General features: G+C 41.0%; 20 protein-coding genes and 1 pseudogene. 9 read left to right on the top strand and 12 right to left on the bottom strand.

What is annotated here, in order from left to right; all coding sequences use genetic code 11:
- Both IC229_RS29650 and IC229_RS29645 read right to left on the bottom strand, forming a co-directional pair.
- Positions 1-1,664, bottom strand: a 1,664-nt coding sequence (locus IC229_RS29650) for a hypothetical protein (protein ID WP_190891722.1), incomplete at its 3' end; no start/stop codon positions are given.
- A 1,005-nt stretch (positions 1,665-2,669) separates the two neighbouring features.
- The gene (locus IC229_RS29645) at positions 2,670-3,953 is read right to left on the bottom strand and encodes a PKD domain-containing protein (protein WP_190891720.1); all 1,284 of its coding nucleotides are present in this window, start codon (positions 3,951-3,953) and stop codon (positions 2,670-2,672) included.
- Positions 3,954-4,627: 674 nt separating this feature from the next.
- Between IC229_RS29645 and IC229_RS29640 the strand changes: the two genes are divergently transcribed.
- The 6 genes from IC229_RS29640 to IC229_RS29615 all read left to right on the top strand — a co-directional run bounded on the left by IC229_RS29640 (position 4,628) and on the right by IC229_RS29615 (position 9,335).
- Positions 4,628-5,944, top strand: a complete 1,317-nt coding sequence (locus tag IC229_RS29640) for a tyrosine-type recombinase/integrase (RefSeq protein WP_190891718.1) — start codon at positions 4,628-4,630, stop codon at positions 5,942-5,944.
- Positions 5,945-6,101: 157 nt separating this feature from the next.
- Positions 6,102-6,290, top strand: a complete 189-nt coding sequence (locus IC229_RS29635) for a helix-turn-helix domain-containing protein (protein WP_190891716.1) — start codon at positions 6,102-6,104, stop codon at positions 6,288-6,290.
- Between the two features lie 40 nt (positions 6,291-6,330).
- On the top strand, positions 6,331-7,245 hold the full coding sequence (locus IC229_RS29630) for a toprim domain-containing protein (protein WP_190891715.1): 915 nt from the start codon (positions 6,331-6,333) through the stop codon (positions 7,243-7,245).
- A gap of 9 nt (positions 7,246-7,254) precedes the next feature.
- Positions 7,255-7,728 (top strand): JAB domain-containing protein, encoded by a 474-nt coding sequence (locus tag IC229_RS29625; protein WP_190891730.1) that lies wholly within the window; start codon positions 7,255-7,257, stop codon positions 7,726-7,728.
- Between the two features lie 211 nt (positions 7,729-7,939).
- Positions 7,940-8,863, top strand: a complete 924-nt coding sequence (locus IC229_RS29620) for an ArdC family protein (RefSeq protein ID WP_190891713.1) — start codon at positions 7,940-7,942, stop codon at positions 8,861-8,863.
- A 262-nt stretch (positions 8,864-9,125) separates the two neighbouring features.
- The gene (locus IC229_RS29615; RefSeq protein ID WP_190891712.1) at positions 9,126-9,335 is read left to right on the top strand and encodes a hypothetical protein; all 210 of its coding nucleotides are present in this window, start codon (positions 9,126-9,128) and stop codon (positions 9,333-9,335) included.
- A 47-nt stretch (positions 9,336-9,382) separates the two neighbouring features.
- On the opposite strand, the gene IC229_RS29610 is transcribed toward IC229_RS29615, so the two are convergent.
- Positions 9,383-10,498 carry a Fic family protein gene (locus IC229_RS29610; protein ID WP_190891710.1) on the bottom strand — a complete coding sequence of 372 codons (1,116 nt, stop codon included), beginning with the start codon at positions 10,496-10,498 and terminating at the stop codon, positions 9,383-9,385.
- Between the two features lie 363 nt (positions 10,499-10,861).
- Between IC229_RS29610 and IC229_RS29605 the strand changes: the two genes are divergently transcribed.
- The 3 genes and pseudogenes from IC229_RS29605 (at position 10,862) to IC229_RS29590 (ending at position 12,968) form a co-directional block, all read left to right on the top strand.
- Positions 10,862-11,365, top strand: coding sequence for a hypothetical protein (locus tag IC229_RS29605; protein ID WP_190891708.1), 504 nt, complete (start codon positions 10,862-10,864; stop codon positions 11,363-11,365).
- Between the two features lie 63 nt (positions 11,366-11,428).
- A pseudogene (locus IC229_RS29595) lies at positions 11,429-12,302 on the top strand (IS982 family transposase).
- 183 nt (positions 12,303-12,485) lie between these two features.
- The gene (locus IC229_RS29590; protein WP_190891705.1) at positions 12,486-12,968 is read left to right on the top strand and encodes a Cthe_2314 family HEPN domain-containing protein; all 483 of its coding nucleotides are present in this window, start codon (positions 12,486-12,488) and stop codon (positions 12,966-12,968) included.
- Positions 12,969-13,065: 97 nt separating this feature from the next.
- On the opposite strand, the gene IC229_RS29585 is transcribed toward IC229_RS29590, so the two are convergent.
- The 9 genes from IC229_RS29585 to IC229_RS29545 form a co-directional block, all read right to left on the bottom strand.
- On the bottom strand, positions 13,066-13,464 hold the full coding sequence (locus IC229_RS29585; protein WP_190891703.1) for a hypothetical protein: 399 nt from the start codon (positions 13,462-13,464) through the stop codon (positions 13,066-13,068).
- A complete protein-coding gene (gene mobF / locus IC229_RS29580; RefSeq protein WP_223834264.1) occupies positions 13,442-16,207 on the bottom strand; it encodes a MobF family relaxase in 2,766 nt (921 codons plus the stop codon). The genes IC229_RS29585 and mobF overlap by 23 nt, the downstream gene beginning before the upstream one ends.
- 245 nt (positions 16,208-16,452) lie before the next feature.
- Positions 16,453-16,893 (bottom strand): pyridoxamine 5'-phosphate oxidase family protein, encoded by a 441-nt coding sequence (locus IC229_RS29575; protein ID WP_190891701.1) that lies wholly within the window; start codon positions 16,891-16,893, stop codon positions 16,453-16,455.
- Positions 16,894-16,897: 4 nt separating this feature from the next.
- Positions 16,898-17,563: an ABC transporter ATP-binding protein gene (locus IC229_RS29570; protein WP_190891700.1), complete on the bottom strand. Its 666-nt coding sequence runs from the start codon at positions 17,561-17,563 to the stop codon at positions 16,898-16,900.
- 476 nt (positions 17,564-18,039) lie between these two features.
- Positions 18,040-18,954 carry a hypothetical protein gene (locus IC229_RS29565; protein WP_190891698.1) on the bottom strand — a complete coding sequence of 305 codons (915 nt, stop codon included), beginning with the start codon at positions 18,952-18,954 and terminating at the stop codon, positions 18,040-18,042.
- Positions 18,954-20,402 carry an APC family permease gene (locus IC229_RS29560; RefSeq protein ID WP_190891696.1) on the bottom strand — a complete coding sequence of 483 codons (1,449 nt, stop codon included), beginning with the start codon at positions 20,400-20,402 and terminating at the stop codon, positions 18,954-18,956. The genes IC229_RS29565 and IC229_RS29560 overlap by 1 nt, the downstream gene beginning before the upstream one ends.
- A gap of 9 nt (positions 20,403-20,411) precedes the next feature.
- The gene (locus IC229_RS29555; RefSeq protein ID WP_190891695.1) at positions 20,412-22,952 is read right to left on the bottom strand and encodes a hypothetical protein; all 2,541 of its coding nucleotides are present in this window, start codon (positions 22,950-22,952) and stop codon (positions 20,412-20,414) included.
- Position 22,953: 1 nt separating this feature from the next.
- On the bottom strand, positions 22,954-23,526 hold the full coding sequence (locus tag IC229_RS29550) for a hypothetical protein (protein ID WP_190891693.1): 573 nt from the start codon (positions 23,524-23,526) through the stop codon (positions 22,954-22,956).
- Between the two features lie 31 nt (positions 23,527-23,557).
- Positions 23,558-25,357 carry a type IV secretory system conjugative DNA transfer family protein gene (locus IC229_RS29545; RefSeq protein WP_190891691.1) on the bottom strand — a complete coding sequence of 600 codons (1,800 nt, stop codon included), beginning with the start codon at positions 25,355-25,357 and terminating at the stop codon, positions 23,558-23,560.
- Between the last annotated feature and the right edge of the window lie 216 nt (positions 25,358-25,573).

The raw sequence follows: 25,573 nt of genomic DNA, 5'->3' as shown, positions 1-25,573 counted from the left end.
TCGGTCCAGACCTGTGGCTTACAGCCACAGGCATTCTGCTGGTCCAGCACCCAACGCTCATTGCCGCAGCCGTCGACTTGCTTGCGTTCCCGGTCGTTGCCGTTACACTGAGTAACGGCTGGGTTAGCATCGGTCCAGACCTGTGGCTTACAGCCACAGGCATTCTGCTGGTCCAGCACCCAACGCTCATTGCCGCAGCCGTCGACTTGCTTACGTTCCCGGTCGTTGCCGTTACACTGAGTAACGGCTGGGTTAGCGTCGGTCCAGACCTGTGGCTTACAGCCACAGGCATTCTGCTGGTCCAGCACCCAACGCTCATTGCCGCAGCCGTCGACTTGCTTACGTTCCCGGTCGTTGCCGTTACACTGAGTAACGGCTGGACTGACATTCACCCAAGAGGGAATACAGCCACATTGAGGGTCCTCAGAAAAAGCATAATCATCTAAAGGATAATCTACTCCATTACATACACAGGTAGCGGAATAAATTTTCCCTAAGTGGGCATTCTGAATGTTAATGGAATTATCATAAGTATTATCATATTGACCGTTTATGGCCCATCTTGTACTTCCCCCAGTACAATTTTTAAGCTCTACAATTCCTGCCGTATTCCCACCTTCTGAATCATCACATAAAAGTGGGGTCTCACTTTCTAAGTGAGCTTCACCACAGGGGGTAAAAATATTCGTTGTGCTGTTTGATGGCTTTTTATAATGGTATTTTATCTTAATAGTACACGTCTTATCTACTTTATCCCGAATGATGATAGAGCCAGCTGTATCGGGTAAAAATACCTGAGGGCTATTTTGAAACTGGATGCTATCGCGGCTAAATTCATAGCGAGCGGAATCTGGGATCCTTAAGATGATAAACGAAGAATCGACTTTCGGCTGGCCTTTTACCGTAGTGGTTTTGGTTTTATAACTAACCCCAACCGGCATAGTCTTTAATAAACAAGCTGCTGTTTGTCTTGCTCTGGGCTGGGTGATTGGATCCTTGGTGGCTAGTTGAATGAATAACTGTTGTTTCTTCTCAAACAAATCCGAAACACCCGGATCTTTCCCGCCTCGCAAGAGAATGAACGGCTCTACAATCGCTTCGATAAAATACCCCTTTATGGTGTATTGTTCTTTTTTGTTGCCATTCGTTGACAGCGATCCACCAACATAATCGTAATAAGTGCCTCCCGTTTGTACAAAATTCTTGGGCAACAGGACTTTTAGCCGGTAGCTTCGCTGAGCCTCGAAAAAGAACATCTGGCTTGGCAGGATGGGCATCAATTCGGCAGTAATGGTGATTTCAACTTCCTCACCAATGGCAATGCTTGCTTTATTCGCCTGCATCAAAAACCGAATAGGATCGGGTCCTAGTGGTTTTTTGATAGGCAGTGGTTTAGGGAATGGTAGGGGAGCAATTGCAGACAGGCTCCGTGGGTCATCAATGTGATCCCCCAAGGCAAATCGGGTACTTTTCCATAGGCTTTGTGGTTCGTCATGAACTCGGACAGCGTTTTGGAGACGATGAGCTAATGCGCTAAGTCTACCCGATAGCGAACGGCTTCCCTTGGAAGTTTTAATCGGATTGGCCTTGATGGGTTTGGCTGGATTAGCGTCGGCTGAAAAAAAGAGGCAGATTAAACAAACAATCTGTAAAATTTGTTTCATAAAATGGCATAGCTAGGGTCAAGTAACCGAATAGACAGTGACGGGTACTTGCAAAGCGTATGCCAGCTATTACCTTTAGGGGAAAAACCCCATATTTACTAAGCGGCTAGTTCGAATGGGATGCCGATGAGCGTCTGCATTTGGCTAGCCTTTAGACATTCCGTAACATATTGATTAGTAGACATTTTATTATTTTTCACCACAATATCTTACTATTAGTTAACTAATTTAGCATTATGGTATAAATTAAAATATTAATAATTATATTTTACATACCAATAGTTAAATATATATTAAAAAAGTACTCTATTTTTAAGGTATGATTTTTGCCGCATATATTTTGCAAGAAAAAGCCCATGAATTTATCCCCGCAAAAAAGATGCTAGAAAGACGCTTAAAACGAAATCCATCTTCTTTACTAAAGAGTTAGGGCTTTTGTGAGTGTAGATTAGTAGGTTGAATTACGATACTATACACCTAATTTATGGTGACTTTTAAGGCTGGGTCTACCGGAGAGTAAAACAGCTCATTTCATGGCTGCAAGCCAGAAATAGATTTAGCGAGCCATGTGTGTCACAGATGGCACAAATTGAGCAAGCTTGACAGCTTGTCAATCTATGCCTTATCAGGAATGGTGGTACCCGCTTTTATGGGGGTAGTAGCGTCTTTGTAGGAACGAGGTAAAGCTTTAACATCCTCAGCAAATCAGATCGGCCTGTTCTGCACGGACAAGTGTGCAAATCAACAAAGGTCAATATGAGCCGTAATTAAGTAGAGGATGCGGTCTATACCGTATAACAGGAAGATTAATTAGGAGCGGTTCGAATCCAGATACCTCATTGAGCTTGTAAAGCTGCTAATCACACGGATATAGTTGAAAATTGGCTCTGACGGTAATTTACTTACCTGGAAAGCAATAGGCAAAGATAGTTCTCCCTTACACTGCGATGGGCTATCAGTATGATGGTCTAGGCTTTACTTCTGAGCGAATTTTCAGCTATTACATCATTTACAAAAAGCCACCGGTAATTTTTCAGAGCTTACTCCGATTCTCCCGTTGGGCTGTGGCTGCGCATTGACTGTTATACTGGTACATATATTGGGCGAAACCTTAATGTTGTATTGATCGATTAACGCTTGAGAGAGGGTAGTCACTAAATTACTGTCGGATCCATAAAAGGGCGTCGTCGCCCTATCTTTCAACGTAATAATGTCAAGGACTGTGTTGTTGGGATAGAGGATAGGCCGCCAATACCAGGGGACCACTTCTTCACCGGAGAGAGGTGGTAATAGTTTTATTTTAACCAATTGATGTTCATAGTCCTTATACTGCAACTCTCGCAACGATGACCATATAGCTGGTTCATTGCCAAAAACTAGGGTAGTCCCAGCATTCATTAAGGGCATACGACGGCTGTCGCGCTCGTTATCGTGTGCAAATCCCAGCGAATGCCCCATTTCATGAACAATAACAGGGATAGTGAATGCAGCAACATAACCGCCACCTATTGGCGCATAGCCAACATAATCAAACGTATTTTGATAGTGATCGAGACCTGGCTTACCTGGGTCAAGCATACAAAAAAACAGTCTTGATGCACCTACCTGCCGTTTTTTGGCCAGAATCTTCTGATACAAAGCATCCTGGGGATCTTTAAATAATGCCTTAGAATAGCTATCAGAATCTCCGTTATTATAAAATTTCAAGGTGTCTTCCGGGGAGAGGACATACGGGATGCCTTTAAAGACCAGGTTATCCAGTTCTTTGGGGTGATTCGGTATGCGTCTTTCCAGGAATTTAATAAAAACCTGATTCAGGTACGCATTATAAATGGGCTGATTAGGATTCTCAGCTATATCTCGGTATCCCGATCTTTTATCAAAAGAGGTTATCACATAGAGTACGCGGATGGTATCCCGTTGAGAAGCGGGTAAATCCTCAAAGGTTCTGGCGAAGCGCGTAGTAACATCAATCGTTTTCGTATCTGTGAGTTGACTCGCGTTGTTTTTAGCAACCAGTCTAACCTGAAATAATTTATTTTTCTTGAAAATATGAGTGGTTTTGGCGGTAACGACTGATGCAGTAGTCCCATCACCAAAATCCCAAATAAACTCGCGCACTTTTTGGCTTGAATCGGCCATGAAAACAACCTTACCGTCGCCCTCTGGGGTAACTTGGTAAGAAAACAGTGCGCTGCCTTTAGGTACTAAGTCAACGTCTGCCTCTGTTTTTTTACAACTTTGTAAGGTTAAAATTATAACGGTGAGAAAGAAAAACGTTAATCTCATAGCATAAAATTTAGCTTTACATGATACTTATTAAGTAGTTGATAGCTGCAATTTCTAAATTCAAGTCAAGCTTCGTATCTATTCAGCAAAACCAATTTTTGCTGAAGAATATGTTTGTATAAGATCACCCAATAAGATCGCTTATCTAACAAGGTCCACCACTCCAGCAACTTATATATTGATTTGGAACAAGATAGCAAACAAAGTAAAGCAATAAACCGATATTTGTGAGCGGAAACACCTTTGCTCAGTCTAATTAAACAAACCAACTGCAATGGCCTATCCGTAGATTGCTCTTGCAATAATGAAGAAATTCAATATACTAGAGCAAGGTTCCCCATTTATATACCTATCACCGGGGACTTGATAGGGGTCCCAAATAAAAATCTGATATCAAGAATATAGTTTTCTTAAGTACATAGGTGATCAAAATGGTATCCTGCTCGAGGAGCCAAAACTCTCTTTTACCCACATTATTTGTTCTTAACCGACTTGAAAAAACACCGGTTTTTCAAGGCTTTCGGCGTATGCTGTCATTTACGGACGATTACCAACATTACCCCACATTCATGCAATGTGGGGGACCTTTAGGGGAGACTTTTGCCAATTATGAGGTTTGGGTCCCCACCCTTTAGCCATAATAAAATCCCCAGCAACCGAAAGGATGGAATAGCATGCCATTGACTGATATGCAGTGTCGAACAGCCAAACCAAAGGCAAAAACCTTTAAACTTTTTGATGGGGAAGGGCTCTACTTGGAAGTGAGGTCATCCGGACGGAAGAATTGGCGTTTGAAATATCGCATCCATGGTAAAGAGAAACGGATTGCCATCGGGGGCTATCCTAAGATTTCCCTCTTGGAAGCCAGAAAAGAGCGAGAGCGAATCAAAGGTGAACTAAAAGGCGGGGTAGACCCACTTTTTGCCAAGTTAGAACGCAAGCATACAGCTGTGTTCAACAGCCAACAAACCTTCCAGGCCGTGGCGCGCGAGTGGCATTCTAAAGGGCTTACTACTTGGAATCCACGGTATGCACAAACTATTTTACATCGCTTAGAGAAATATACCTTTTCTGAGATTGGTCAATTTCCCCTAACAACACTCAAGCCTATTGTCATTTTGGCCTGTTTACAAAAGATTGAAAAAACAGCCCCGGAGATGGCTCGCCGTGTGAAACAACTCATCAGCCATATCTGCCGTTACGCAATTGTAACCGGACGAGTAGATAGAGATTTGACGATTGGTTTAGAGACAGCCTTGAAAAAATATAATAAGGGACATTTTGCGTCAATTGATCTTGAGGAATTACCCCAGTTCCTACTGGCTCTATATAATCATAAAACAAGGTTGTACCGTCAAACCTACCTGGCCATTCATTTATTGTTTCTAACATTTGTTCGCACCAGTGAATTAATCGAAGCCAAATGGTCCGAAATCGATTTCGATCAGAAATTATGGACCATTCCAGCTGAGCGTATGAAAATGCGCAGCCCGCATCTGGTTCCACTTTCTAGGCAAGTTATTGAAATCCTCCTTGAACTAAGAGCGATGAATAAATACCGAGAGCATATTTTCCCAAGCATTCCACGACCCAGAAAACCGATGAGCAAAGGGGCCATTTTGGTTGCGCTAAAACGGATGGGGTATAGCAACCGAATGACTGGACATGGCTTCCGATCGTTGGCACTTGGAATTTTAAAGGAGAAACTGGGTTATTCCCATGAGATCGCAGATCGACAGTTAGCACACGCTCCCAAAAGTAGCACCGACCGCGCGTATGATCGGGCAACGTTTTTACCGCAGCGAACTGAAATGATGCAGTGCTTTGCGGATTATTTAGATCGAGTTCATATCGAGTCGCTACAGCAAAAGGTGAAGCCAACTGACAAGATGCCCAATCACCCCTCAAATCACGCATTTTTTACGATAGAGGGATATACGATGTCAACCTCATCAAAAACAGTACTTTTTCGTTCTATTCAAACAGATTAGTTGCCTTCCGATCAAAATGCGTAACTAGCGGCTTTATTATCACTTCTTAATGGGATGCAGTTTATGTTGACCAAACCTATGATCTTACGATAGTATGATTATATTCCTATTGAAGTCCGTCTTTCTAGGAATTATTCATACTAGAAGGGAGTAAGCGATGCACGACAAAAATGAATCCCTACTGGATCGAAAAAGCGCAGCTAAATACCTCCGTATTTCACCTGGAACCTTAGCGGTATGGGACTGCACGAAACGCTATGACTTGAAACCGCTAAAAGTTGGGCGGTCGGTGCGTTATCGCCGTTCCGAACTCGATAAATTCATTGAGCGACAACTTCAACGGTAAGTAACTCTCCCTCATTCTCATCATTTTTTGGAGATCGCCCATGAACATCGATCAGGCGAAAGCGATAGCTATTGTCGAAATTTTGGCCCGACTGGGTATTCATCCTAAACGTACTGCAGCCGACAAATTGCTCTATCTGTCACCCGTACGGAAGGAAAAAACGCCCAGCTTTTGGGTGTATACCAAAACCAATCGCTGGCACGATTACGGCGACGGGCGGGGTGGTGATCCGGTTGATTTCGCATCCGCTTATTTGCAATTCACACGGGAATCCCACACGATTTCAGATGCATTACGCTGGATTGGCAATATGGGTGTCGCATCTCATGACATTGCGCCCGTCCACAGACCCCATGATCAGCTCATCAATAACGACAGCCCATTAATGCTGAAATCGAAAAAGCAAATTCAGCATGTAGGCCTCATCCATTATCTCGATAAGCGCGGTATTCCCCACAACATCGCCCGTCGTCATCTCAAAGAGCTTCGCGTTCACAACACGCGGACAAACAAATACTTCACCGCGCTTGGCTTTCCCAACGAAGAGGGCGGCTTTGAACTGCGGAATCCTTTCTTTAAAGGCTGTTTACGGCCTAAAGCCATCAGCTTTATTCGGGGCAAGATACCGAAGCCGGAAGGCATTCACCTTTTTGAAGGCTTCATGGATTACCTGTCGGCCATCACGCAGTTACGCGGCAATGGTTTGGCTGATGATGCGATCATTCTTAATTCATTGTCCTGCCTCAAACAAGCCATCGCTTATATGCAGAATTACGGCTATCGCGTTGCCTATAGCTGGATGGACAACGACGAGGCCGGAGCCAAAGCCACCACCCTCTTGACCGAATTTTGCCAGACGCAAGCCGATTTGCGTCATACGCCGATGAACAAAGTCTACACCCCGCACAAGGATGTCAATGCGTGGCACATGCATCAGCTTAAACTGACGTTGTGAGGTGTGGTCGTGTCACAATTGGCTATTCAATCGCTCTTCACCGTTAACGAAGTTGAAATCAGCTACCGCAACAAAACGCCCTATCAGGATCGCATTCAAATCACCCGCTCGCTCACTGCTTACGAAATCCTGCATCACGCCTGGGATGAAAACAAACTGGAACTCCTGGAGCAGTTTAAAATCCTGCTTCTCGACCGCAAGAATAACTGTCTGGCGATTTCCGACATTGCGACTGGCGGCATGACCGCTTGCATTGTCGATCCCAAAGTCATCTTTGTAACGGCGTTACAGGCCAATGCAGCAGGTATTATTTTGGCGCATAACCACCCCTCCGGTAATCTCCAACCAAGCGATCAGGACTTAGCTCTAACCCGCAAACTCTCTGAATGTGGCAAACTGCTGGACATTGCCATACTGGATCACCTGATCGTCACACCGCGTAATTACTATTCCTTCGCGGACGAGGGATGCATGCCGCGCTGAAGGTTTGCTAGCGAACCAGTAGGTCATGTTTGCCCCATTGGTCGGAGTTGTTTTGGGTCTGTAACCGACGCCACTCGTTCACCAACCACAATTTTCTCCTGCTTCGCATTCCTCGCCCCACCAAAATTCTGGCCGCGCGACGTTCGCTGGTTCTATCGCTAAGCCGCCGTGTTGTTCATCCCCTATAACCCTAACCCCTGGAGCATGACACATGACCAAACCGATTTCCCGCAAAGCGACTGCGATCCCTACCAGACAACCGCAAGAGGATATTTACACTCGTATTACCACCAAGATTCTATCTGATTTAGAACAAGGCAATCTGTCCTGGCGCAAGCCGTGGCATTCCGAGCACATGACCAGTCAGGTCATGCGTCCGCTTCGCTGGAACGATATTCCCTACACCGGCATCAACACACTCATTCTATGGAATGAAGCCAGCGACAAAGGCTTTACCTCGCCCTACTGGATGACCTTCAAACAGGCCACCGACATGAAAACCAATGTCCGCAAAGGCGAGAAGGGGACACAGATTGTCTATGCCGACAAATTCACCAAAGAAGAGGAAGATGCCAATGGCGAACGCAAATCTAGCCAAATCCCCTTTCTCAAAACCTATACCGTCTTCAATGCTTCCCAGATTGACGGATTGTCCAACGCTTTCTACAAAACGCCCGAACCCGTTATTGCCAATCAACAAGAACGTAATCAGGAACTCGAACAGTTCTTTGTCCAAACCAAAGCCGATATTTATACCGGCACCAAGGCGTGTTACACGCAAAGTACTGACCGGATTCAGATGCCGCCGTTTGAAAGCTTTGAAACGGCCATACGTTACTACGCGGTGTTAGCCCATGAACTGACCCACTGGACGAAACATCCGCTTCGCTTGAACCGTGATTTGGGCCGCAAGCACTATGGCGATGAAGGTTACGCCAAAGAAGAGTTGGTAGCCGAACTTGGTGCTTGCTTTCTAGCGGCTGATCTGGGGTTTGAACCGATGCCAGAAGCGCATCACGCGGCTTATATCCAGTCCTGGCTGCAAGTGTTGAAAGACGATAAACGCTTTATCTTCCAAGCCGCATCCCATGCACAAAAAGCCACCGAGTATATTCAGAAGCTGGTTTGCCCGTAATGGCGTGTTTCATCAAAGCCGGACGGGTTGGCTTCTTATGTTTCGTTTGGTGCCTTCATGCTCACGCTTTCCTGTGTGGTTTGATTGGAGATGGCAGCCTAACGCAGCCGCTGGTGATGGCGCTCATCCCGCCTTTTGCAAAGGCTCTAACGACTTCGGCCAAAAATAGACATTGCACATCGATTTTTGGCCTACGGGGAGCTGTCACCGCTTAGCTGCGTCTGATTGCTTCCATCATCAACCAAACAGAAAAGGAGATCTGATGATGACTAACCAAACCGAAACCACTTCGAAAAAACCTACCCATTCGGCTTACATTCTCAAACCGAAAGCTGACTCCGAACAATCGGACTGGATTAAAGTAGGGGCTGCCTGGGATCACGGTGATAAAGACGGAATGAATCTATCGCTCAACATCTTGGGCCAGAACGTTCCGGTGATTATCCGCCGGAACAAACCTAAGACTAATTAACCAACCAAAAGCCGAGCGGCTCAAACCGCTCGGCTTTTTTTGTCTGGCTAAGACGTGTCGGCCGGAAGAGCAGCCAAACGGTAGCTTGTACTTCGACCACCGGAATCATCTTTAATCAATACACCTTGCTCAATCAATTGCTGAATATCCCGCAAGGCCGTATCCTGAGAACATTTGGCGATCTTGGCCCATTTGGATGTGTTTAATTTGCCCTCAAATCCATCTAATTGTTTATTGAGCATTAAGCGTTGCCGGTCGCTGATCTGTTTGGTGGCAAACCATTCCCAATAATGCGCTTTCTGTAAGACGCCAGCGAGTATCTCTTGGGTGGCTCCAACGGCCCGATCCAGACAACCTAAAAACCAGTCTAGCCATTCGGTGATATTCAAATCGCCTTTTTGCGTTTTTTCCAAAATCGCGTAATAGGCGTTGCGCTCTTTGCGAATTTGCGCCGACATGCTGTAAAACCGTTGGGCGCTGCCATCGGCTCTAGCTAATTGCATATCGGCAATCGTGCGGCCAATACGCCCATTCCCATCATCGAAGGGATGGATGGTCACAAACCACAAGTGGGCGATAGCAGCTTTAATAACTGGATCAAGGTTTATCTCACTATTGAACCAGTCGAGAAAACTTTGCACTTCGGTTTCTAACGTATCAGCATCAGGTGCTTGAAAATGCACCTGTTCCCGTCCGATAGCACCCGAAACGACTTGCATCGGCCCTGCATCATTAGTGCGCCAGTCAGCAACCGTAATTTTATGCATGCCGCTACGCCCTGTGGGAAACAAAGCCGCGTGCCAGTCGAATAATCGGGTTTTGGTGAGCGGATAGTCAAACGATTGGGTTGCATCAACCAGCATATCGACGACACCTTCGACGTTGCGGTCGGCTGGCACCAAGCCAAACGTATCAATGCCTAAGCGACGGGCAATAGAAGAGCGGACTTGATCGGGATTGAGGAATTCGCCTTCAATTTCGTTGGACTTGAGCACCTCCAACGTCATCGTTTGCAGCATGGCTTCGGAGCGAAGGGAAAAGCCTAAGCCTGTCATCTGGCCTATGAGCTTGCCCTGTTTATGCCGAACACTCGCCAGTAACGTAATAAGAGCGTTTTGATCCCACTGAAAATGCGGCCAAGCGCGTCGTTGATAGATATACATCAGTTTATTCTCCGCAATATATGCATCGAATATATCAGCTATTCACCGCACTGTCAAGTTTATTCTCCGTGATATATGCGGAGAATAAGCATTTTAATTGGCGTAAAAACCCTATATTATTCGGGTTAAGCTGTGTCTTAATTATTGATTAAAACACGTTTTTGGGTGCAAAATTAGGATTTCGAGCGGTCCTTATGTATCTGGTTGTAACTATAATCCTGCTAAGCAAGGAAGATCAAGTTGCACACTGCAGAAAGCGATATTCATTATCTGATTTACCAAAGATCGAACTATAATTAAAGATGGAATGTTGAAATTTGTATCTAAAATAAGAGATGGAATTTTAATTTTTATATTTAAGATATGAATACTGAACAACTAATTGATCCATTATATTTTGATACCGAAAGAGTAAAACACGAAAAGAAAATAGAAAGTTACTTTCGAAATGAGAATAGATGGAATACTGTTTTTAGGTATCTGCTCGTAGAATTTTCACCCTATAAAGATTTTTTCGCTCAAGTTGAAGTACATGATTTTAACTGGAACGGCGATGGTGAATGGGTTTTATTACTTGAAAAGAGCTCTAGAAAACATTGTTATAGAAATCAGTTTATAGCATCAGCCAAACTTAAATTTTTTGACAATACTGAAACGCATGAGCCTATAGAAATTGCCCATGTCTTCGAATTAAGATGTGAGTACCAATGTGATTTAGATAATGAAGATTCAATCCCAACTTTAGAAATATTTAATAGTAAACGTCAGCTTTTGAAAGATTATAATGATTATATCTTTCAGTTTTATAAAGACCAAAAACTACATGATGATACCTTTGTATTAAATAACCTAAGTTGTGTGGTATGATGTGGAGTAATTAAAAAAGCATGGTTTGAATAGTTTTGAGTCGCCAAACTTAAACTACCGACCATGCTCCACTTCGACACCGACGACCTACGCGATGTGTTCGTATACGCAATGATAGACGACTATCTCAAGACTTGCAACCACTGTCGCTCCACAGGGGCTTCCGCCAGCGGCCAGCCGCCCAAGTTGACCGATGCCGAGGTATTGTTCGTCTTCGTAATCGGCTGCTTAGATCATGGGGGTAACTGCCAGCAAGCCATGCGCGCCATGAAACGTGCACACAACATCACCGCACCGGCGGCCCGGCCACAAACTGAGCCGCTCTCAATTCAACCGCCGACTCCATAAGTTGCAAGACCGATTGTGCGAACTCTTGGCCCTGCTGAGCCAATGGGCCAAAGTGGAAAATACGCAGTTTGCTATTGACTCCTGTCCCTTACCAGTTTGTAAAAACATCCGCATCAGTCGCTGCCAGTTAGTCCAAGGTGAAGCCTTTCGAGGATATAGCGCTAGTAAACGCGAGTATTTTTATGGCTACAAAGTGCATCTAATCACAGCGGCTGATGGGCGTATCGTCGAGTTTGATTTTACACCTGGCAGTTGGCATGACCAGATTGGCTTTGACTTATTGAACTTCGAGTTAGCTGCCAACAGTGTCGTCTATGCCGATAAAGCCTATAACCACTATATGCAGGAAGACTTGCTAGCTCAGGCTGCCGGAATATCATTTGAACCCATGCGGCGCATTAACTCCCGTCAAGGGGACAATGACTACTGCACCAATTGGTTACGCAAGCAGGCACGACGTCACGTTGAAACTGATATCAGTCAGTTAGTGAGTCATTGGCCCCGTCGCATTCATGCGGTGACGGCGAAAGGCTTTCTACTCAAAGTAGTGGGCTTTGTGATGGCTCACAACATTTTGTTCTATTTCTAACCACACAACTTAAGTTTAAATAATGAAAAGCTTGACGAACGATTTAGGCAAGCCCTTTTCAAAGCTAAGTTCTCAGTAGATGTTAACCCGTTTGATTTATGGCTTGAAATCCATTACTGCTTACAGCGAGTACGCTTTTGTACAGCCAACTTAGCTTTATATCATTCATTATTAGACAATCCAGTGTGGCATGGTCATTGGTTTAATGATCATTACGTATATCCAAGTTATGCAACTCTATATGATGAAAGGTATTTCACATTTTGTGAATTTGCCTACCAAGCACTATACAACTTCTGGGGTAGGGTTGGGGATGCTTTATCTAAGACACATATTACAAAACTTAAACCAAGAGATATAGATTTTGCAAGAGTAATTGATGCTATCAACGTAGATCCAAACGTTAATAGTAATTCTCATTTTGTATGGCTGAAGAATTTTAAGGATAATGATTATAATTCAATGAATGATGATAGAAAGCAAACCGTACATTATGAAACAATAACTTCTAAGCTGAAACGAGACCATTTAAAAGCATTTTCAAATCGCAGTGATGTAGAAGTTCGTCAAAATTGGATTGAAAGTAGAGTTGATTATTTTGTCAATCATTTCCAATTATGCCTTGAAGGACTCAGAGAAGTCACTTTGTTTTGGGAAACTAAGTAAGAAGTATTTAATTAAAAAATAATATTCCATGAAATTCCCACTAGGCGATTTTGTTTGATTAATTTTGGATGGAGATGATTATTTATTGTAATAAAATTTATTCATTTTTGGTCAGAATTTCAGTAATGAAACTTCTCTCTACTTGATCTGGAGAATAGTAACGCGAATTGTCGGCCGTGATCGTTTTGGGGGCATGGTTCACTAGTAAATCAAACAGCAAGCTTAACTGATAGCCTTTCAGCGTAACGATTTGTCCACTGAAATAAAGCATCATCACGTTCAAATTATCGGTGAGTACTAAATCGACCGACACCAGATAGGCATAATTGTAAAAAGCCCGTCGCCCATCCTCCCACACCAGACAAAGATTCCGCACCTGACTTTCGGTATCATATAGTTCAACATTACCAACCGCATAGCTTGTCAGGCTATTACTGGCTGTATCCGTCACCTCATTATTCGTGAAATTCGCTCTAAAGTGTTGGACGGGGTGCATGAATAACCGGCTTTCGCTGAAGTGGCTTAGGCTCATTTGGTGTCTCAACACGTTTGATGGTTGGTTTCACGTTTGGCGACGCAGGACGAGAATTTCTTATCATATGCTCGACCGCTTTCTGGCTTGGCTTTGTGCGTTTTACCAACTCCAACGCGGACAGACGATCCCCTAATTCGGAAGCATGAGCCAGCAAAGCCGCTTTGTCATCCGTATAGATATGCACACCGTCTCGCGCTCGTGACACCGAAACGTAGAACTGATTCAGATTGGTGGCGGCAAAGGTGCTGGTCGGTTGTGCGATAAACACCTCATCGACGGTCTTGCCTTGTGCGGCATGAGAGGTCAGGCAATAGCCATGCGCGATATGACCGAAACTGGCCGGTACGTTATAGGTGGCTTTGCTTGCCTTGTTGTGTAGGCGCAAAGCCCCGTTTGATTCAATAGCGATCACGTCCAGCATTTGCCCGTTCGTCAATCGCTTTTTATTTGCATCATACCCATTACGGGTGATACGCACCTTATCGCCTTTGGACAGCGCGATTTCGGTTTTCCGGTACACGTCGAATTGCTCATATCGCTCAAGGGGCAGGGCATCCTTCTTCCCGTAGGCATCCTGAATATCCACTCTCCCATTGGTCATGGATTGGACTGACCAGCGCGAACCGCGCTCAATGCCGGCTACAGTCTGGTTGAACTGAATCACTTGACCGACGCGGTAATTGCGGTGATCGCTTTTTTCGGCTTGGGTCATATTAGTGTTGACTAATTGCGAAACCATTGTTTCCTCTACAGCAATCCGTCCAGCTTCGCGCAGTTTATCGCGAATGGCTGTGGTAACCCGTTCGCCTTCCTGATGCGTCGGTGAAATCACCAACGCGGAGTTTCCTTTTTTCAAGGCAGATAGATAATCATCGGCTAAGACGGCAGAGGGATTAACTGGATCAATGGTTCTGATCGCTCCCATGCTGTCCAGTACAGTGAACGCTTCACTTACCTTATTTTCTGCCAGGGCTTGTACGGCCTTGCGATAGTCCAGATTCCGTTGCCGGAAGATGCGACTCACTTCGGCGGATTTGATCCCCGCAATCGTATTGAGAATTCGCAACGCATCCCCACGGATCACACTGGCATGTTGCCGCGTATCCCCGCTTAAAACCAGCCGTGCCTTTTTCTGGATGACAAGTTGGAGCAGGGCTGTCATCTCTTGGGTGTTCAACAATCCGGCTTCATCCACCCACAACACGCCATCCAGCAGCCTATTTTGCAGTTCTGTTGAGGAGAGCAGTTTGGCGACGGTATCAGCCTCGCTAAACCCTTCCTCCCGCAAGACACCACGTGCGGCTTGAGCCGTTGGTGCTACAACAGTGACCTTACGCTCTGTTTCCGCAATCAACCGAACGGCTTCTTTCATCAGGGTGGTTTTGCCCGTTCCGGCTCTTCCTCGAATAATCGACACACGGTGCAGGGTGGTCAGCACATGAGATACGGCTTCATATTGTTCGCCTTCTAATGCGATTGTGGGAGCAGCCATATAAAGCGGAGGTAGTTTACCTTTGCCTTGTTGGGCTAAAGACACCATATGTTTTTCCTCACGTAACACCTCTTTGGTGGTGCAAAGTGTCTTGGTGCCATCCTTCACCCGAATAATGCGCTTGTCGCTGGCAAAGCGTTCGGTAATCTGATCAACGGTCAGAGATGGATGACCAAGACTCTGCCGATAAGCCACTTCAAGGATGCGCCGATCGTGCATAACTGATACCCGCTCAAACCGCATAGACAAAGCGTGATCGACACACTGTTTAGAGGAGGGAGCTGCCATAGGCTTGATAGAAGCAAAGCGGATGGGTTGCTCATCTTCGCCTTTATCACGCATGCCTAATTCATGTATCTGTTTCCGCCACGCCTGCTTGAGCTGGGTCATGGTCAGACCTTTTTGCTTCTTGGCGCGGGTTCGCGCTCCCAATTGGTCTAATTCGGCTGGGGTGGTAATACCAAGATCTTTGGCAATCTGGCCGATTTCATTGGTGCGTTTGGAAAACAGATCGATGATATGCTCTGGCACACCGGCGATTTCAAACGCTTTATCGGTGCGCCGGATACGGTAACCGAGTTCGACCAACTTATCAGCCAGCCGTTTGTGAAACCGTGCCTGGTAATACGGCATGTCCTGTTTGATCGCCCGGAACTGTCCAGCCTTAAATTGATTTTCGACCGCATCCCATGTCACGTTAAAAACAAAGGAGTGGCAGTGCAGGTGAGGGTCAGGCACAGCGCCATCAACCGGCCTTGCGGTTTGGTGGATAAAATCGGCCCACAGCAGTTCACCCGTTGGCCGGTCTTCGTCTTTACCGTTTTTGCGAACGCGCGTTTGGGCGTCAGTTTCAATATCCAGCATCGTTTCCTGAACACTTGCCTGAAACGCATCTAGGATATGATTGTCGTCTGTTAGCGCGTGAAGGATAGAAACAGATTTGGGACTGTGGAAATTGATGTCGTAGCCGACCGTGCGATTATCTTTTTTACGCGGGGTAAGGGATTTGCCCGTTATAGGATTAATGTGTTCGCAAAGAGCATGAAAGGTGTTTTTTGTAACAGGCCCTTCTATTCCAAGACGAGCCGCAACCCACCCGCACAACAGACCAGGGTGTTCCTGTCCGTTTAAATAATAGTCGGATCGACGCAGAGAGGAGTTGAAATACTCTCTAGCTTGACCGGCAGAACTGCTTTGAATCATGCGTATCATGCATGATTTTATACAGGACAAACCGGCTCAGGTAGGGTAGATAGTCGAGTTGTTAAAGTGCGTAAATAAAGAACAAACTAGCATAGGGAAGTAACATACTGAGAGGCAGCCTGTTATAATACCTGTCAGACATCTTCCCTAAACATTGTTAATAAGAGCTATCCATAATCTTATATAGATACTAATAGTTTTGAATCAGACAAATACATATGAACAGAGGAAATACCTTCAGGCTTACTTTTAAGCTAAAGGTCAAAATCCGAAAATTTTACACTATGCCCTGTAACATTAGCAAATCTAATTCTAGTTGGCGTAATAATAATTATTCCCTCCTGATCACCATGTTTATAATTGATAGCATCAGGATGTTCTAAAAAATATACTTGTTCTAATTGCACAAATTTAGACTCAGACGTCTTGATTTTAGTTACATAACCCTGCACTTGCACATAATCCTCCAAATGGATGAATCCAATAGCAATAGCAACATTGTGATTATCTAATAAAGCATTCCATTTTTGGGTCCAAGTGTTTGTATGCAATATAAATTTATTGTCTTGGAATGTAAACCCCATTTGACATACTAAAGGATCTCCATTTGGTAAGTTGTAGGCAAACGAACATACTTTATAATTGCAAGCATTTATAAAAGAGTTGAGCTTACTAAATATTTCACTTCTTTTCACAATATTATTTAGTTTTAATAAGATTACCTTTTTGTAATCTTATTGTGTCCGTTGCATAATCAAGTATTCGTTCATCATGGGTGGCAAGAAAGACTGTGGTACCGTCTTGAGTATATTTTTTTATGAGTTCAATAGAGATTCTTGCATTTTTCCAATCTAAATTAGCAGTAGGCTCATCGGCAATAAGGATCTCCGGTTGTTTATATAATGCCCTAGCCAATGAAACTCGCTGCTTTTCACCAAGGCTGATTTTACTTGGGTACTTATGCATAATATGACTTATATTAAAATAACTTGCTAGGTCCCTAACTAAACTTATATCAAAATTTAAATCAGGAAACTGAATATTTTCAAAACACATTAAATGATCAAGAAGACCAATGTCTTGAAATACAAAGCCATAATAATTCCGTCTAATTTCTGCAAGTTGAGCAGTAGTTAATTGAGAAAGGTCTTTATCTCGAAAGAAAACATTGCCTTTAGAAGGTTTAATAAGGCCACTAATAGTTTTTAATAACGTACTTTTGCCACTACCGCTTTCACCTAAAATTACTACAAAGGATCCCGCTTTAAATTCAACAGAAATATCATACAAGGCAAAAAATCCAGACTTAGAATCTCCATAAAACTTGTATAAATTTTCTATTTTTATAAAAGAGTCATTCGACATAAGGCGTATCAAATTTAGTGATTGCAATTTGCACCCCTATTAGAAGCAGAAGGTTTAAAATATATGGTACTAATATTAATCTTATTTTATGTAACAAATCTATATTATTGAAAATTGAAAAGTTTAAAAAAAGAAAAACAGAGAAGCCGATAAAATAGCCTAATATGAACATAATAAGCCAACGAAATAAAATGATAAATCCTAAGTATCGCTTTTTAAAGCCAGCAACGATTAAATAAGAAAACGAACGGAGTTCTATATTAGCTTCTCTGTAATAAATTACAGCCGAGATAATCAAAACAAAAAAAATCGCAAGAAAAAAATAGACCCAAATATATGTTTTGTTAAATGATAAACTGGTGACAATTGAGTATATTTGAGCAAATAAAAAGGTGAACATAATGGATGGAAGTAGTTTAAACAAAGAGCTTCGCCACTTTCTTTTGAAAAGAAGAATAGCATGTTGTAATAATACACTATTTAAGATATGATTCATAATCGATCGCTTTAGAAAACAGTAATAGAAACTGCATTATTACTATTATTGGGAAATATGGAATAATATAAAAAAATCCCCCAAGAGAATTAGTAAATTCAGTTTCTGAACTCGTAAAAATGAATAGGAATAATATTGAAATAGTTATTGAAATTACAAAAGAAACTAAATTTTGCAAGATACAATCAATAAATATAATTTTCATATTTTCATCTAAATATCCTTGCATGACAAGTATTGAAAATTCGTTGTGTCTTTCTTGAAAATATAGCACCGAAATATATAGAGTAAACAGTACAGAAAACAAAAACATCAACCTAGAGACTAATCCAGACTCGGAGGATAGTTCAGAACCTAGTATGAAGGCGGAAATTTGATTTTCAAATGAAAAAAAAGCAAATCTATTTTTTGTACCTTTAATATCATATAATATAGCATCATAAGATGAATCTGCATTTATATAGCTGTTTAAGTTTAGAATTTTTGATTCATTATTAAAATCTACTATTTTCTTTGGTATTGTTTTGCTAAAAATTATGAGATAGTTTACAGAGGCAAAATCCCTATCAGGATTTAATTTCCGATTAATTATAGAAAAACTGCCAGATTGTAAATTTGCCAAATAGTAATTTACGATTGAAGGTTTTAGGTAAGGCGTATTACTTAGCTTCCCTTTGTCATCAAATTTTATGCCTAATGGAGAAGTAAGAATAAAATTTGCTCCTTGAAAATAGTTATTATATGTTTGTTGAGCATCACTTTCAATAATAGAGCTAAACGAAAATACTAGTTCTATAGAAAGGTAACAAATGAAAAAGCATAATAATGAAACCAAGTATTTACCTTGATTAAATTTGTAGTACTTAAAGAGGTAATAGAAATATACTTTATACATTATATATCCAAGTTAGGATTTTCATATTTTTTTATTTCTTCTTCAATATTTATTTTTTTTACTTTAGATTCGCTTAGAAAATAAATTAATGCTCCCGAAACAATGAAGAATAAAGATATAATAGTGAGCCATTTACGCCATTCGCTAGCTGGGATATCTGTAGTAAAAGGATTAGCAAAAACAAAATATATAGCAACTACATTAAAAAATATCCCAAAAGTTATTGTTAACCAAAGACCAATTGATTTTCCAGGGATCTTCCAAACTAAATCCAAATTTTGATAGAGAGATCTGTATCTACTTCTTACAATTGGCAAAGCAATATATAAATAAAATAAAGCTGCTACCCATACTACTATTAATGAACCAATATATAATTGAAAAGTGGCTGCTAAGTTTTGTTGCGTTGTAAAAAAAATTATTATAAATATAGAAATAAGACTTTGAATTAAAATAGCAGGTAAAGGTACTTTATTAGCCGTTATATAACTGACTAAAGATGGTAAGCGCTTTTCAATACCAGATACGAAAAGTAATCTAGAATAAGAATTCATATAAGCAACATCTTGTGAAGAAACGGCGAAACATATCATAATAGCTATGATAATACCTAAACTGTGGGATACTGTACTTACTGCATCTGAGATACCTGTTATTGCATTTATGCTTCCGACAGGTAATAACTTTAAGACTCCATAAATGCCTAATATGTAAGCAATTAGTAAGGCGACAGTACCCCATAAGAACATAAAGCCTGCATTTTTTTTATGATCTTTTATTTCTGCGCCCATGTTAAAAGGCACTTCCACTCCCAATAACCACAGTATAGCAGCGGAGTACATTGCACCATGTTTAAAAACATCAAAGCTATTGATTATTGGCTCCCTAAAAGGAGTAGCTTGATTATTAGAGAATAAAGCGCAAAGAAATATAATTATGGCTGTTCCGAATGAAACAAAAAACATTAAGTTTATATATTTTTGGGAGAGAGCTAATCTAAAACATGAAATGATAGTAATGATTACAACTACAATGGCTTGCAAAGTAATATTAACTCCTAAAGTAAATTTAGTATTGAAAATGAACCCTATATGCGCTACAATTGTCGAAGCTCCTAGAGGTAGTAATAAAAATATTGGCACCCATGATAACCAACCCGATATAAAGCCATGAATTGGTCCTAAAGCTTTTTGTGACCATATATAAATTCCTCCTTCTCCTGGGAACAAAGTTCCTAACTCATATGATGCTAAAGCTGTAGGTAATAGGAATGTTAGTGCCGCCAGAAGCATCATTGGTATACCAGCCCAGCCTTCGGCAGTCATTTGTGCTGCTCCGTAAGATCCAAATATCAAAGCAAAGTATAACGACATTAAATCAAAACGCTCTAGCACCCTGTTCAAAAGGCGTTGCGGTATTAATTCAGCAAGCATTTTATTACTTTTCATAAATTATTATTAGCTTTTAAAAAGTTCAATTTCAAGCATTTCTTTAAGGGTCTTTATCGCATTCTGATATGGCATACTAATTATATCGTTGTTACGAGCATTGTCAAGAATTTTGGCAATTTTCATTCCGGTAATATATAACTCTTTAAAACTTTCTCGTTTATTTATAAAGCTTCTACTTTTGTTGTAATAAACTGACCAGATACATGGAATAAACGGATATTTACGCCAAAGGTCTAAAGATGATAGAAGGCTATTATGAACTGGAAGTCCGCCATTATTAATATAATCAATTTGATATCCAGGAGTTAAATATTTGTTAAGGAAATAGAATTTTGTATCTATATTCTCTTTAGAATCATGATTATTGATAGCTGACAACAACCAACATTCTTCGAAGTAGTGGAACGAGGGAGGAACTTCATATATGTATTCATCCTTGGCCCTCTCATTAATTGGAATAGAGTCTGGCCAAATAAATATCAAACTATTTTCTTGTGAAAGAAAAAAATTACTAATTAACGCATCCCAATCATATATATTAGATTTATTCTTATTTTTTGTATTCTCAGTTAAGTTCCTTAACCTTAAATACATCAATGTAGCATCTAGAGATTCTTCACTTATTATAAATTCTTTATATTGCAACAAGCTTTTATTTTCATTTATTTTGTTATGATCTTTATAGTGAAACATGCTTGTAATGGTTTGCCACTCATACCACATAGCAATGTTATTGGGATTACCACATAACAATACATTCTTTAAGAAGTCATTTTCATTATTACAGGCAAGTTCTGCATATTTCAATATATCGTCAGGAGCTTTGAACCCATTAAATTCACGATGAAAATGCTTCCTAAATAAATTTAATAAATTATCCGAGTTTTCAAAATAATCTTTTCTATACACTAGCAATTGAGGTGTAACAAATAGTGGAACTCCCACTACCTCTTTATTGGGACCAAATATGCTATATTCTTTCCATCTTAAAATATTGTGGTTATAATATTCAGGTGTTGTACCTATTAAAGAATCAATAACTTGTATATTTTGTGTGAATTCTTGACTGTTTCTTTTAATGATACTGTTATTACTTACAAGCTCTTTTATTAAATAGTATGGATAAGAAATGTAATCAAAGTCAGATAAATTTAAATTTATGCCTTCTTCTCTATCTTCGATAATTTCGTAAATACCAGATTGTAAATCTGATATACTGTCAATTTTTAGTTGCTTTTTATTTTTAATAAATTTTACTTTTAAAGTATTTTGCTTTATTAGTTTAGCGATATCTTCATGAAGCGCTGCAATTGAAATGATTTTTGTATTACTGAAATGGCTAACTAGTAACTTATAAATTGCATTAAATGGTCCAGAATATGTATTATTGAACTCTATCTTTTCGCCTAGAAAAATGATTTTTTCTAAATTTGAAAATTGAATACTGACTTCTTGCTTTGGTAAAAAACTTTCCTCAATTTGTGTAATTAATCTACTTAATACATTAATAGAAACATTATCTTTTTCATAGAAATGTTCCTTTTGGATTGCATTTTCGATGAATTCTGTAATGAAAATTCTATTTTCCAAATTTTTATTGTTATTAACTAGTACTTCAACATATTTTACTCTTTCTATTTCATCTAACTGCGAGAAGTTCTCATGAGGGTTAAGGGTATTGTTTATGGAAAATTGAAATATTTTGTCTCTAAGGTTATATTGGTTTAAAACTATCCAAGGTTGCATTTCAGTATATACGGAATAATAGCTTTTAACTAAAGCCTCTAAACCTATTTTATTTTGCTCATTAAATCCACCAACCAATATATGAGCATCAGCTAGTGACCGATTTATAGCTGCTGGAATTGATATACCAGCTTGTTGGTCAAGAAATACTCTTATAGGTTTATTTTGAATTTGTCTTTTGGCTTTTATATATTTAACTAAGTTGAATAGAACACAGTCAATTAAGTACAAACCTAGAAATTCATTTATAAAGGACTGCCAATTAAATTTAAGAGCAAAATCATTAAAATGCTTATTTTTTGGAGAACCCGCCACTAAAATGAAAATGGTTTCTGATGTTGCATTGTTTATTTCGACTAAATGATTTTGAGGGTTATAAAAATCATTTTCAAACATATCGAAAACGAATTCTCTAAAAGATTGTATAGCTTTTTTTGAATCGACTTTTATTAATTTTAGAATTTCACTACATTTCTTTTTATATCTATCGTTTTCTATTAATCGTATAAAATAAAATACTAAACCAATTTCGTTTGTGTCTAATTCGTGTTGGATGGATTTATAATTTAATTCAACAGATTTTGAAGTTTTATATCCCTTAATATTTTTATCTTTTAAAAAATCATAGTAATGGATTCCTGGTGCAGTAAAATCAAAATCAATTAATACTGTTACAGTTGGATCTATACCAGCCCAAATAATACCTTCAGAATATAATTTAGCACAGTTGCATAAAGTCATTGTTCGTCCAACTCCGCCTTTTGGAGAGGAAAAGGACAGTATTTTAATAGAGTCTTTCATTTTAAGAAGGGTTACTTTTTATTAAGAGGGGTTCGTCAACTACAGACTCTATTATTGCACGTTCATTATTAAGGTTTAAATCGTCATGAGTTTTATCAATAATCTCTTCTTGTAATAAAAATAATTTATTTGATGTATCTAAAGCTATATATATTGCGAATATAGATAATAATATTTGTATCAACTTTTTACACCAACTATTAAAAGGAGAGTAAATTGTTTGTATTACAAATAATGATGATGAAAATAAATATATAAATAATATACTTATTAATAGCTTCGTACGTATATTATCAGTCGGCAGACCTAATTTTTCTTCTTTTTGCTTATTATATTTTATTAGATAGCCTGAGGCGGCGACAAGTAAATTCACTGCTGTCAGTGGTAGTACACCATTGAATAGTAAATCTTGTAATTTATCTGCTATTTTAGCTTCAATAAATAATATTACTAATATTGATACTGAAACAGTAAAAAGTGGGAATCCTAAGTTTATAAGATTCCAAAGAAATAAAGAATCATTATTTTTTTCTTTTAAGCTATCAAAGAATGATAATTCGTCTTTATTATACATCTTAATATAGTATTAATTTCATTAAAAAAATTCAATAATAGGGGTTAGTAACATACTTACCTATTAACTCTTGCATTTTGTAATATGGCTGTTTTGCAAATATTGTAGGAGGGTTACCATCTAGGAAAGCAAAAATATTTTCCGCTGAACCACGCCTTACTTCATCGGGTGTCACTAATGGTCTTTGATTAGCATTTGCATCTTGTATACCAAACCAGTTACGTGTTGTAATCACATGAGAGGTTTGACCAATGGCCACACTCACATAGTTAGCAGTAAAGTTGTCATTGATGGTGAAGAACTGTCGAATAGCCGTATTGGCTGTAAACGTTTCCCAATTCTCGCCATACAGCCCTTGAAGTTGGATAAGCGATTGCAGGATTGGCCAGACCGTGATCTCAAATCCGGCATACGTACTCAACGCGGTCTCAATTTCAGGCAAATATCCCAGAGCTGCAAATTCATCCAGTAAAAATGTGACACGCTTATTCGGGTTTCTCACGACTGCTCGTAACGTCGTTGTTGCCATGAGCCGCAACCACCGTGCGTGGCTTTGCAATTTATCTGCGGGAATAATAATATATAGTGCCGTATCACCATCGGATAAAGTGGCTGGGTCGTAGCCGGAGCGTAAGGCTTTTTGTAGCGATGGGCTTTTCAAAAAGTCGGTTGCTTGCAGCACCGATGAAATAATACTCCCAAACGTTTCTTCTCCAGCTTCCATCAATTTGACGATTTCGTTGCCGGAATTGCGAATGATTTCCCCGTTCACAGGGTCATTATTCAGCCGCATTCGCGCGACTAATTCATCCCAATCATCACCAGCCAATCTTGCCCACCGCCAGAGCGTTTTCAGTGTCCGATCGTCACCTTCTTGCGTGGTGACAATCTGCATGATGAGGCCCGTCACAATCGACCGCGCCGTATCGGTAAAGAAGCGGTTCTTGTCATCGCGCTCGACGGGCACCAGCATTTCGGCGATCATGTGTGCGTCATCGACAAGGTGAATGCTGCTGGTATCAGCCAGAATGTCTAACGGGTTATAGCTTTCTGCTTCGCCGATATGGTCTTCAAGCAAGCCCCACGGATTGAGAATAACAACCTGCCGCCCACTCTCGCGCTGATACCGCGCCGTAATCGCAGCATTCTCGCCTTTCGGGTCGATGACGACCCACGAGCCGGTATAACCGCCGAGGCCCAGCAAGTTTGGAATAATCAAGTTCGTGCCTTTACCGCCCCGCGTACCGGCGACAGTCAGCACATGGCCTTTATCCTTGAAGACGTACCCACCACCAATATACAGACCTGGCCCCTGCCGGTAGGGGTTGAGTTCATCAGGTCTGGCAAATCGCGCTGAGCCAAACCGATTGCCTTCAATCAGCATGTTATTGATGCCGATTTGCCAGCGCCGGAAAATGCCAAAGAAGACCAGCGTAAAAAGCATATTAAAACCAACGTAAATCATGAAGGCATAGCCGGTTATGCCCATCAGCACGGCTACCTGCGCCATGCTCATCAGCAAGATAAAGAGCGCTATCCAGATCAGGACGCTGCCGACAACCATTGCAAAACGGACAATGGGCCGCAGGGGATAAAGCCGTGGATATTCCTCTAACGGCTTCATGAAGCGGTTGTAAGCGCGGGTGTAGCCCAGCAAGGCTCCTGCTAACGTTATGGGCGTCAGTAAGAGGCCGACCCCATACAGGATAACTTTGTTGAACGTGCTGGAATTCGAATTGAAGCGGAAGAGGTGGTCAATTTCTGCGGAGGTGACGCCAAACCAGTTTGTCGCTGGCCGCTTCACATCCATATTGCCGGATTCAGTAGGCATTCAAAAGTTCAGGTTAAAACAAGAGTGGATTGGCTCACAAAAAGGAAAAAACATCAGCCAATCACAACGGGACTTTTCCCGTATCTGCAACGGGGATTTCGCCCATTCACAAACGCAGTGCCTATAAAAAAGAAAAGAGAAGTCCGCTTAAAACCCGTGGTTTCCTTATCTTGCGGGTAAGTGTTGCAAGACGTGGTTTGTAGCTACAAAAACTAT

Origin of the sequence: Spirosoma profusum, from assembly GCF_014699005.1 — a bacterium.
GTDB classification, from domain to species: domain Bacteria; phylum Bacteroidota; class Bacteroidia; order Cytophagales; family Spirosomataceae; genus Spirosoma; species Spirosoma profusum.
The sequence above is the reverse complement of the archived record's forward strand: the minus strand, read 5'-3'. Positions and strand labels throughout refer to the sequence as shown.